7 protein-coding genes are annotated in these 5,691 nt (G+C 68.4%); 3 read left to right on the top strand and 4 right to left on the bottom strand.

All coding sequences use genetic code 11. From position 1 onward, the window contains the following. Positions 1-213: 213 nt before the first annotated feature. The gene (locus Pmi06nite_RS41435) at positions 214-912 is read right to left on the bottom strand and encodes a response regulator (protein ID WP_203958743.1); all 699 of its coding nucleotides are present in this window, start codon (positions 910-912) and stop codon (positions 214-216) included. After that, entirely contained in the window at positions 909-2,087 is a 1,179-nt protein-coding gene (locus tag Pmi06nite_RS41430; protein ID WP_203958742.1) for a sensor histidine kinase, read from the bottom strand. Before Pmi06nite_RS41430 ends, Pmi06nite_RS41435 begins: the two co-directional genes overlap by 4 nt. A gap of 195 nt (positions 2,088-2,282) precedes the next feature. Between Pmi06nite_RS41430 and Pmi06nite_RS41425 the strand changes: the two genes are divergently transcribed. Further along, the gene (locus Pmi06nite_RS41425; RefSeq protein ID WP_203958741.1) at positions 2,283-2,852 is read left to right on the top strand and encodes a hypothetical protein; all 570 of its coding nucleotides are present in this window, start codon (positions 2,283-2,285) and stop codon (positions 2,850-2,852) included. Between the two features lie 196 nt (positions 2,853-3,048). Continuing rightward, a complete protein-coding gene (locus Pmi06nite_RS41420) occupies positions 3,049-3,234 on the top strand; it encodes a hypothetical protein (RefSeq protein ID WP_203958740.1) in 186 nt (61 codons plus the stop codon). Positions 3,235-3,376: 142 nt separating this feature from the next. On the opposite strand, the gene Pmi06nite_RS41415 is transcribed toward Pmi06nite_RS41420, so the two are convergent. Beyond that, a complete protein-coding gene (locus tag Pmi06nite_RS41415; protein WP_203958739.1) occupies positions 3,377-3,877 on the bottom strand; it encodes a hypothetical protein in 501 nt (166 codons plus the stop codon). Between the two features lie 341 nt (positions 3,878-4,218). On the opposite strand from Pmi06nite_RS41415, the gene Pmi06nite_RS41410 reads away from it, so the two are divergent. Further along, positions 4,219-4,869 (top strand): phosphate-starvation-inducible PsiE family protein, encoded by a 651-nt coding sequence (locus tag Pmi06nite_RS41410; RefSeq protein WP_203958738.1) that lies wholly within the window; start codon positions 4,219-4,221, stop codon positions 4,867-4,869. 57 nt (positions 4,870-4,926) lie between these two features. Here the strand turns inward: Pmi06nite_RS41410 and Pmi06nite_RS41405 are convergent, their stop codons facing one another. Next, on the bottom strand, positions 4,927-5,397 hold the full coding sequence (locus Pmi06nite_RS41405) for an ester cyclase (protein ID WP_239114570.1): 471 nt from the start codon (positions 5,395-5,397) through the stop codon (positions 4,927-4,929). Positions 5,398-5,691 lie beyond the last annotated feature (294 nt).

The raw sequence follows: 5,691 nt of genomic DNA, 5'->3' as shown, positions 1-5,691 counted from the left end.
AGGACGCCGCAGTGTGTCCTACCTCGGCTGACGCTTGACACTGCGGCTTCGGTTGATGGTTGACATGATCAATCCGGAGTCGGGCCGGGGGTGCGACTCGCGGCAAATCCGTGCATGTGACCTTGGCTTCGGGCTTCGACGGCCGCTGGCAGAATGCAAACGGTTTCTCGGACGAATTGGACGGAATCCGCGTGTTACGCGAAGGTCGCGTCCTCAGGCGAACTCGCGGCGCGGCGGTGTGGGCGCGTCGGGATCCCCCGGGCGCACCAGGCCGGTCTCGTAGGCCAGGACGACAGCGTGGACGCGCGTGCGCAGACCGAGCTTGGCCAGGATCCGGTTGACGTGCGTTTTGACCGTCGCCTCCGCGACGAATATCGATGCCGCGATCTCGGTGTTGGACAGCCCTCGCGCGATGAGTCGCAGCACCTCGAGCTCACGGTCGGTCAGCGTCCGCAGGCTCGGCGCGTGGCCGCCGTCGGGGGGCGGGAGCACGAGAAAGCGCTCGATCAGGCGGCGTGTCAGCGCGGGCGCGATGAGGCGCTGCCCGGCCGCGGCGGCGCGTACGGCATCGATGAGTTGGTCGCGCGGGGCGTCCTTGAGTAGGAAGCCGCTAGCGCCCGCCTTGAGGGACCCGTAGACGTACCGGTCGAGATCGAAGGTTGTCAGCATGAGTACGTGCGGGAGGTCCGGGTCTGCGCCGGCGAGCAGCTGCCGTGTCGCCTGGATGCCGTCCAGCTCGGGCATCCGGATGTCCATGAGGACGACGTCGGGTCGCAGCCGGCGGGAGACCGCCACCGCCTCGACGCCGGTGCCCGCCTCGCCGACGACCCGCAGATCAGGCTGAGCCTCGAGGATGAGACGGAAGCCGGTCCGGACAAGCTGCTGGTCGTCTGCCACGACGATGTCGATCACGGCTGCACCTGCGGGTAGGGCAGCCGCGCACGGACGGCATAGCCGACAGACTCTCGTGGGCCAGTCGTCAACTCGCCGCCGTAGATGGCAGCCCGCTCGCGCATCCCGATGAGACCGAAGCCACCTCCCCGCTGCTCGCCTGCACCGGTCCCGTCGTCGACCACGCAGAGCACGACGTCGTCGGTGCCGTAGCTGACCCTGACCTCGGCGCCGCTTGCGCCCGAGTGGCGCAGGGCGTTGGTCAGCGCCTCCTGCACGATGCGGTACCCCGCGAGCTCCACGCCTGCGGGCAGCATCCGCACAGCACCCTCGACGGAGAGCGCCACGGGCAGACCCGCGGCCCCGACCTGCTCGCAGAGCTCGGCCAGATCGGTGAGGGACGGCTGCGGCGTGAAGGAGGGCCCGACATCCTCTGCCCGCAGCACACCGAGCAGGCGGCGCATCTCGTCCAACGCACCACGAGCGGTCGATTCGATCGCCATCAATGCCTCGCGCGCCCGGTCCGGCCGCTCGTCCAAGACCGACAGGGCGGCGCCCGCCTGCACCGTGACGACGCTGACCCCGTGCGCGACGACATCATGCAGTTCCCGGGCGATCCGGTCCCGCTGGGTCCGGACAGCGCCCTCGAGCGTCTTCGCCCGCTGGGCCATCGCCGCCGCGGCTCGGCGGCTGCCGACGTACCGCCCGACGACCCAGCCCACCAGATGCACAAGCCACCAGAACAACGCATCATCGAAGCCCTCGCCGGACCGGATCGCCGGGTCCTGCAGGTCATGCACAACGACCGCCACGGCCATCACCGCCAGCCCGGTCAGCGCCTGGCCGCGCCGGCTGTAGGCCGCGACGGAGTAGAGGCTCACCAGCACCGGACCGTCCAGAAGCAAGCCGATGGGCGCGGTCGCGGTGATGACGGCCTGCGCAGCGGCCGCCCCGGCGACCACGCAACTGACCACGAGCGGCGCCCGCCGGCGCCACGCCAACGACGCTGCGACCACGAAGAAGAGGACGGAGTTCAGCGCCGCGGGTCCCGCCACAGGATCGTCGGCCCACCACACTGCGATCCACGGTGCCCATACATCGATCTGGCCAACCGCGACGAACGCCGCGGCGATGGAGACGTCGAAAAGCCAGGCCCGGCGCCGACCGGGCTCGGCGGGGGCGGCACCGTCGAGCATGGGCGCATGATACGGCCGGCGACAGTCGCCGGGCGTCCACCCTCGGGTGGATGCCGCACCACCGTTGCTCCAACCAGCCGCCGCATCCACCCACCCGGCGATGGACGATCGCAGGCCGTGGGCGGCCTAGCGTCGGCGCCATCGACCCATTTTTTCGGTGGCGCCGCCACCAAGTGCAGAAAGGAAGCCACAGCAATGTCCACCCCCATCGCCCGCGAAACCGCCGCACCGGTTCGCGCCGGGACGGCCGTGACCATGTCGGCGCTGACCGGTCTGGCGTCCCTCGCCCTAGGCGTGCTCCAGCTGGCGTCTCCGGCCCAGGCCGATCCGTTCCACGCCACAACCGACTACCTCATCGAGTACAGCTACGCTCTTGGCCTGTGGATCGGCGTGCTGGCCATCATCGGGCTACATGCGATGCACCGAGTTCAAGCGCGCTGGGGCAAGATCGGCCTCGCCGCCACCATCACGTTCGCGGCCCAGTATGCCCTGCTCGGTACCGCGGCCCTCGCCACCGCCGTACGCGGCCGGAACTCGCTCGACATCCTCTTCCTGCCCGCTCTGCCGCTGTGGCTGGTCGGTGGCGTCCTGCTCGCGATCGCAGTCTTCCGCGCGGGCCTGCTGCCCAAAACGATCGCCGTCGCTATCGGTGTGAGCTTACCGCTGACCATGGTCGTCGGTGAGGCGGGCCCACTCATCGAAGGGGCAGTGTGGATCGGCATCGCCGTCGCCTTGATCAGGGTTACGGCGCGGCCCAGACACTAAGCCGCAGTCGTTTGATCTTTGACGGTGAGCCCCCTGCGCAGGGGGCTCACCGTTTGCGGGGTGGGTGTGGTGTCTACGTGAGGGTGAGTGGGACCGCCTGCGTCACCTGCGGGATGCACGACCGGCAGGACCGCCGCCCCGCCCGTCGGTCGAGCCGATCACTGTCCAGCGAGTCGCCAGCAACAGCGGCGTCATCATGGTCGCCGGCCAGAAAGTCGCCCTGGGCCGCATCCACGCCCACGCGATCGTCACCGTCCACGTCAGCGACACCACACTGACCATCGAACTCCCCGACGACACCCGCGTGGTCCGCCGCACCACCGCCCAACCCGTCCGCAGCATCAAAGCGGCCCGGCCCCGCAAGGCCGGTCATGTTTCCTAGGGTGCCCGTCAAGCATGTGGTGAGGCAGAAACGTCAAGTATCTCGTGGGACTAGACACAGGACGCCGCAGTGTGTCCTACCTCGGCTGATGCTTGACACGGCGACTTCGGTTGATCGGTAATCGATTGGCGTGTCGAGCGGGTCAGAGATCAATAATGCTTCCGTCGTCGGCGAAGGCCTCCACCGCGGCTAGGAACTCCTCGAGGAAGTTGCGTAGTGCCACCACTCCAGCAGCTGCACGCCGGGATGCCTCCGCTGAACGGCGACAGGCTGTCGACCACGAGCCTGCGCGCGTCGTCCGCCTCACTGGGGCCACCAGGTCACCCCTCGCCCTCGTCCCGGCGCGAGGCACGTCGGTGCCCGGCCCGTCGTCGGCGTCGTCCTCGAACAGCGGGAAGTTGTCCGCCACCTCATCGTCGTCGCTGCCGTCGACCGCCGCCGCCCGACGCGACGTGCCCGCCGCAAGCTCCCCGATCCGCACCCTGCGTTGGTCAGGCGGCAGACCGGCGAACTCGGCCAGCTGCACCGTCAACGCGTTGCCACGTGCACCCGTGATCGCGATCGTCTCGGTCGGGTCGCCGAACAGGCCCCGCCGCATCCGCAGCGTCGTCTCGGCCAGCTGGGTGAACTCGTTCCATGTCATCCGGTCAGGGTTCAGGTGGGCCCTGGCCGAACGTGCCGGTCATCGCCCGCAGGATCTTCTCGCTGCTGCCGTGCAAGGCGTTGGGCGCGAGCTGCTTCGCCTTGATCTGGTCGGGGGTCAGGCCGGTGACGTCGACCAGGACGTGGATGCGAGTGACGGCGGCGGCCCAGGCCGCCCGGGTGCGGTGGTGGCCGGACGCGTCGGATGTGCGTCGACCATTAACAAGCTGTCACGTCTTGGTCGAAAGCACGGCAAAAGGGTGCGGTACGGATACGGCCCCGATGGCGGGACGGGTATCTAACCCTTCTGTCGGGGCATACCGGCGTGCTGGGGAACGGCAATTGGCGGGTCGCGGCATCGGAGGCGCGGCCATCCTCCACGGCATTCCGGCCGCGCGAGCGTCCAAGGAGAGCGGCGAGGCCATGGAGGGCGGGCAACTGCCCAGGGGCAGGCGGGGTTCCCGGGTGGCCGAGATCATGCGGAACGGGTCGGAGCAGAAGATGCTGCGCTTCCTCGTCTGGACCGAGCGTGTGGTGCTCTATCTGGTGTCGCTCATGCTGCTCGTCGTCGCCGCGGCCGTCATCGTCTTCATGTGGATCACAGTGGCGCAGAGCTCCGGATCGTGGACGACCAAGACGATCATCGTCATCGAAGAACTGCTTCTCGTCCTCATCATTCTGGAGATCTTCGTCACCGTTCTGGCACATCTCGAAGGCGGGCGGCTCCAGCTGGAACCTTTCATCATCGTGGGCGTCATCGCGGTGGTCCGGCACATCCTGTCGGTGGTCGTCCGGCTCGCCGTGTCCATGACCGCGGCCGAGAGTCGCGCGCAGTGGATCGAGTTGGCCGTCTACGCAGGCGTGGCGTTCCTGCTGGTCGCCGCGCTGGCCGTCGCGCGATGGTCCCAGCGTGTGGCTGATCAGGAACCGTCCGTCGGGCGCGGTACCGACAGGCGGCCCGGAATCGGCGGCAGACCACCGTCAGCGGAGTGACAGGCGGATGCCGCGGAGCCGCCCGACAGCCACGCCAAACCGGGCGACATCGAATCCTCAGTCGCCGGGCGAAGGCCGTGCCTCGCCCGCGGATGATGAGCGATCGTCGAAGGCGAGTTCGCCACCAAGCTGGCTGTACAGCTCCAACTGGTCGTAGTAGATCCGATGAGTGATGATCTTGTCGTTGCCGACGGAGCAGGTGCTGGTGCCGCGAACGGCGATGGGACGGCCGGTTCCGTCCAGCACACCCCCGCCGGGCAGCAGGAAAGGCCCGTTATGCGTGCCGGTGAGCATCCATTCGGTCACCGCGGGATCGGCGCAGAACACCGTGTGCCAGACCGTCATTCGCAGGTCCGGAAACCCTTTGAAGACCTCCTCGTAGAACGAGGCGATCTGGTCGTGTCCTTCCGCGACGCCGCTAGGGGTGACCAGGACCCCGTCCCGGCTGTGGCACTGAAGAACACGATCCAGATCGTGGGGGTTGAAGGCCTCGAACAGCTTGTCCTTGAGCGCGCGAGCGTCGCTCATGGTCATCACCCCCTCGATGGGACCCTTCCGGCGATGGACGCGCCATCACGCCGCCAGCTCCCTTTTTGCCGGAACCGGTGCCGTGATGGCGTTCACCCTGGCGGCGGTGGTCCGGGCACCGCGTGTCAGCTGAGCTTGCCCGGATGGAGGACGACCTTGGTCCAGCCGAGATCCCGTCGGTCGAAATGCTCGTAACCCCGCGGTGCGTCGTCCAGGTCCAGTTCGTGCGAGACGACCCAGGACGGCCGGGCCTTCCCCTCGTGGATGAGCGTCATGAGCGCCCGGTTGTAGCGC

The sequence above is a fragment of the Planotetraspora mira genome (assembly GCF_016863275.1).
GTDB lineage: Bacteria > Actinomycetota > Actinomycetes > Streptosporangiales > Streptosporangiaceae > Planotetraspora > Planotetraspora mira.
The sequence above is the reverse complement of the archived record's forward strand: the minus strand, read 5'-3'. Positions and strand labels throughout refer to the sequence as shown.

Bases quoted from the DNA above. Each gene is read 5' to 3' on its own strand.
- Pmi06nite_RS41430 (WP_203958742.1), bottom strand. From the start codon at position 2,087: ATGCTCGACGGTGCCGCCCCCGCCGAGCCCGGTCGGCGCCGGGCCTGG.
- Pmi06nite_RS41425 (WP_203958741.1), top strand. From the start codon at position 2,283: ATGTCCACCCCCATCGCCCGCGAAACCGCCGCACCGGTTCGCGCCGGG.
- Pmi06nite_RS41420 (WP_203958740.1), top strand. From the start codon at position 3,049: ATGGTCGCCGGCCAGAAAGTCGCCCTGGGCCGCATCCACGCCCACGCG.
- Pmi06nite_RS41415 (WP_203958739.1), bottom strand. From the start codon at position 3,877: ATGACATGGAACGAGTTCACCCAGCTGGCCGAGACGACGCTGCGGATG.
- Pmi06nite_RS41405 (WP_239114570.1), bottom strand. From the start codon at position 5,397: ATGAGCGACGCTCGCGCGCTCAAGGACAAGCTGTTCGAGGCCTTCAAC.